This window comes from Enterobacter cloacae complex sp. P18RS, from assembly GCF_014982105.1.
Taxonomy (GTDB): Bacteria; Pseudomonadota; Gammaproteobacteria; order Enterobacterales; family Enterobacteriaceae; genus Enterobacter; species Enterobacter hormaechei_C.
Genome location: NZ_JADCKV010000007.1, coordinates 1 through 3987, shown reverse-complemented (window position 1 = coordinate 3987; position 3987 = coordinate 1). Strand labels below are relative to the sequence as shown.

Genomic DNA, 3987 nt, shown 5'->3' with positions numbered 1-3987 from the left:
CATGACCACGTATATGCTGGCCGCCGGGGGAGATCTGCGAGCACTGCGTGATGCCGGCACGGCAGAATACCGGAACCATGCAGATTACCGACACTGTGACCAGTGGCTGGTGATTGACACTGAATTACCAGAGTGAAGCGGTGAACGGGCACGCAATTTATTGCGGGGTCGTGAGGCGCTGGCCGGGTGTCGGGGCGGCAAGCCCTGACCGAGGGAGTTTGTAATATCGTGCACGCGGTATTACAAATGCACATCCTGTCCGCCGTCCAGTTTTGCGCATGCGCAAAATTCCGGATAGGGTTTCAAAGGGGAACCCTTTGGCACGCGACTGTATACAGTCGGTAACGTGCCTCATGGGGAATGGCGGCATTGCACTGAATTGCACTAAATTTCGTTAATGTGCACTAAATTGCATTAAAGATCGTCGATACCATGCTGGCTTGCATTAAATTGCATTGAGTTGCATTAACGACGCTCATTTTTGCCAGAACTTCCACCAAGGCGATGCCGTCAGATTCGGAATGTCAGATAACGGCTGCTTATGCTCCAGAAGCTGCATTGCCTGACGAAGTGAACTGATATGCTCATCCCGGGCATTCACTGCATCTTTCAGCCCGGCGTTTTCCGCCTGCAAAAGTGCTACCTGATGCTGTAAATCCTGTAAAAAGCCATTGTTAATCGCTGTAGAATCATCGTCAAATTTTACAGTGTCACGTTTACTCTCACTTACAACATCAAGAGCGCCGAAAACCCGCATAAGCTCAGCAGTATCAATAAGTTTGATGGACTTACCATGCTTTACAGATGAGGTGTAACTGAGTTCACCAGATTTAAGTAGTTTGTAAATAGTCGGACGGCTGACGCTGGCAAGACGTGCCGCTTCGCTAATAGATACACGGGCCATTACAAATCCTCTTGAAAATCATCCAGACGAACAGCCAAGGTACGAAAAAGCTGTTCCGCATCCTCATGCAGTCTTTCGCACATATCAGCCTCAGTATCGAGATCCAGTTCGTTGAGCTTCTCCAGCAAAAGCAGGGTTTGCGCCTGAATGAATTTAGCCATATTCAGTGCCGTTTTCTGTTGTTTCGTCATCACAGCGTTAGTGCTCCAAGTGAGATCCGGTTCTTTTCCGCTTCCTCGACCGTTCGCTCGCTACGCTCGGTCACTTATCTGCGGCGAGCGGATGGAGCTTTATAAGTGATAAAAAGAGTTAGCAGTAAGTGTAACCGAAAGGCACGTAGGGGACGATGAGGCCACGCCCTGCTGGGCGTTTTTCCATAGGCTTCGCCCTCCTGATGAGTTTCACAGAAATCAGTTGATTTCAGGCACTCAAATCAGAAGCGGCGAAACCCGACAGGACTTAAAGATACCAGGAGTTTCCCCCTGATGGCTCCCTCGTGCGCTCTCCTGTTCCCACCGTGAGGTTTACCCGTCGCATTCCGCCGTTTCTGACTACGTGGTGGCGTTTTCTCATTCCTTCCCTTGCAACTGGGTTCCTGACAGGTGGTTCGCTCCAAGCTGGACTATATGCACGAACTCCCCGTTTAGCCCGACTACCACGCCTATTCCGGTAACTTAGCACTTGAATCCAAACCGGAAAGACACGACAAATCGCCACTGGCGGTAGCCACTGGTAACTGAATGAGGAGTAGTGTCTTGAAGTTATGCCCCTGTTAAGGCTAAACTGAAAGGACAGATTTGGTTACTGCGCTCCTCATAAGCCAGTTACCTCGGTTCAGAAACTTGCCGGTTGCTGAACCTTCGAAAAACCACCTTGCCGGGTGGTTTTTTCGTTTGTAAGCCAAGAGATTACGATGATCACTTCAGGATCTCAAGAAGATCTTTCGCAATGAAACTGATGTTATCCCCTCAGCCAACCCCCCAATTTTTAACTAAACTTAGGTCTGTAGGCATTTACTTGCCGATAAAACACATGTACATATGGGGCTCTATATTATGTAGAAGTGATAATGAGAGTCATTACCACTTCGATTGAGAGGTAAATCTATGCAGAAGCTTAATGTTGTCGCAAAAATGACCCAAATCGTCAGAGAGATTGACTTAGGCATTTTCTGATAGTAAAACGCCGCTATAACTTACATAGCGGCATACACATGAAAGAGAAAATAAAGAAATTCGGCCTGCCCTGGATATGTCTTTTCATTGTCTACTTTATATTTTTCATAGTGGTCTCAGCCACCGTTATTAGACATCTAATAAACACGACTGAAGAAATAACATTAACCACTTATATAACGCCAATTTTTGGCTTAGCTAGTTTATTTGTGGCCATGGTCACTATCAGATACAACGCAGTTACCAATAAAGAAAAAAACGCATTGGATTTCGTGAAAGAATTTAAAGAAAAGGAAATTCATGATGCAATGGTTGAGATATACAAAACAAAAAGAAAATACAAAAACAAAACTAATAATAGATTAAATAGAAAAGACATATCCCCCTATTGTGAAAAGGCTGCGGCGATATCAAGCGATGATATTAAAGTAATTATTCCGGCAGAGAAAAAAATTGATCTCACTGAACAAATTGAAATGCTAACAGAAGAGATGAAGCATGTTTCATCTCCCGGAGCAAAATCTAAAATAAGAGGAAAAATATCCTCAATTCAAAAAAAGCTACAAGTAAGCAATGAGTTAGAAGAGATATGCAAGTTTAGATCAGCTCTTGTTAAAGTCCTAAACTTAATGGAACGATGTGCAAATGGGGTGAGGTATGGATTATATGACGAAGGCCTTATATACAATTCTTACGGCACCCAATTCATTGAAATTTATGAACTCGCATTCTCTTTTATAAAAAGAAGACAGGACGACGAGGATAAACTTTTCATAAACGCAGAATGGCTTGCGGTAAAATGGACACTTCAGAAAGAAATTCAAGAAGATAAGCCAACATTTATGACAAATCAAAAAAGGGCTATACAGCATGCCAACGAAGGATTGAAGTCACATATGAAAGCTCCAGATAAAAGTAAACTTGAGCCTTTATTGTCAACCTTGCAAAAATTGAAATTTCCAAGATAAGAATCATAAGCTCACCAGTAGGTGAGCTTTTTCCGGCATCAATTTACCATAAAGTCTCATTGCCCGTACCACATAAAGAAGCCGCTGTATAAGCGGCCTCTCTTATTCATGGTGAGAGCGGTTATCGCTCGTAACTATCCCGTAAAGTAGATAGGCGCTTAGTTGAACGACGAGGCGACTCATGCTCCCCATCAATAATCGTGACTTCAAGGCCATTTAATGACGGGTTAATTCTATTGTTCATCCACTCTCCTACGGTGTTATCGCCAGGGGATCGTCTAACATACGTATATTCAGGAACCATGGTGTTCGATGGTGCTCTAACCACGATGGTAATACCCTCAACCGCTTCAACCTGCGACTCAAAAACCGTCACAGGAACTAAGTTAACACTGGAATCATCAGACATTATATTGACCTTACCAAGCAATTAAATTCTAGTTAGCAGGAAGTTAGCGAGTAACTCAACAAATGTCTACTGAAAATTTCAGAATGTACGATTTACCATAACGTCCCATTACGCGCACCGCTCAGACGCGCTGTGAGCGATTTTCCCGCCGAAGCCACAAAACCACCTGTCTTCCCTCCTGAAAACGCCCCAGAATCGCGCTGGTGCGTTTTACGGGCATGAATCGTTATGCATGCCAATGACTGGCACTGCGTTACGGACGGAAAATGCCGTCAATCAGGCATTTCATGCAGTAAACTGCCGGATAACGCACTGCCACCGACAGACTTTTCGTATAAAACCGCCAGACATAAAACCGGAGAAAAATATGACCATCACGCGCCGCTTCTCGGTCGGGATCGAATCCCCCGCCGATACAGACACCGCATGGGGGATCTACGTCCCTGCGTTCGACGTTACAGGGTATGGCTGCGTGTCGGCAGCAGACACACAGGAAGGTACCGAAGCCGCAGCACGCGAAGCTATCCTTGC

At 45.1% G+C, this 3987-nt stretch carries 4 protein-coding genes; 1 reads left to right on the top strand and 3 read right to left on the bottom strand.

The genetic code is table 11. From position 1 onward, the window contains the following. Nucleotides 1-475: 475 nt before the first annotated feature. Both INF61_RS05575 and INF61_RS05570 read right to left on the bottom strand, forming a co-directional pair. Entirely contained in the window at nt 476-904 is a 429-nt protein-coding gene (locus tag INF61_RS05575; RefSeq protein ID WP_193547605.1) for a helix-turn-helix domain-containing protein, read from the bottom strand. Further along, nucleotides 904-1095, bottom strand: coding sequence for a Rop family plasmid primer RNA-binding protein (locus INF61_RS05570; protein WP_131492920.1), 192 nt, complete (start codon nt 1093-1095; stop codon nt 904-906). The genes INF61_RS05575 and INF61_RS05570 overlap by 1 nt, the downstream gene beginning before the upstream one ends. A gap of 1022 nt (nt 1096-2117) precedes the next feature. Here INF61_RS05570 and INF61_RS05565 point away from each other — a divergent pair. Then, the gene (locus INF61_RS05565) at nt 2118-3047 is read left to right on the top strand and encodes a DUF4760 domain-containing protein (RefSeq protein ID WP_193547604.1); all 930 of its coding nucleotides are present in this window, start codon (nt 2118-2120) and stop codon (nt 3045-3047) included. A gap of 121 nt (nt 3048-3168) precedes the next feature. Here the strand turns inward: INF61_RS05565 and INF61_RS05560 are convergent, their stop codons facing one another. Then, the gene (locus tag INF61_RS05560; protein WP_074184133.1) at nt 3169-3456 is read right to left on the bottom strand and encodes a hypothetical protein; all 288 of its coding nucleotides are present in this window, start codon (nt 3454-3456) and stop codon (nt 3169-3171) included. Nucleotides 3457-3987 lie beyond the last annotated feature (531 nt).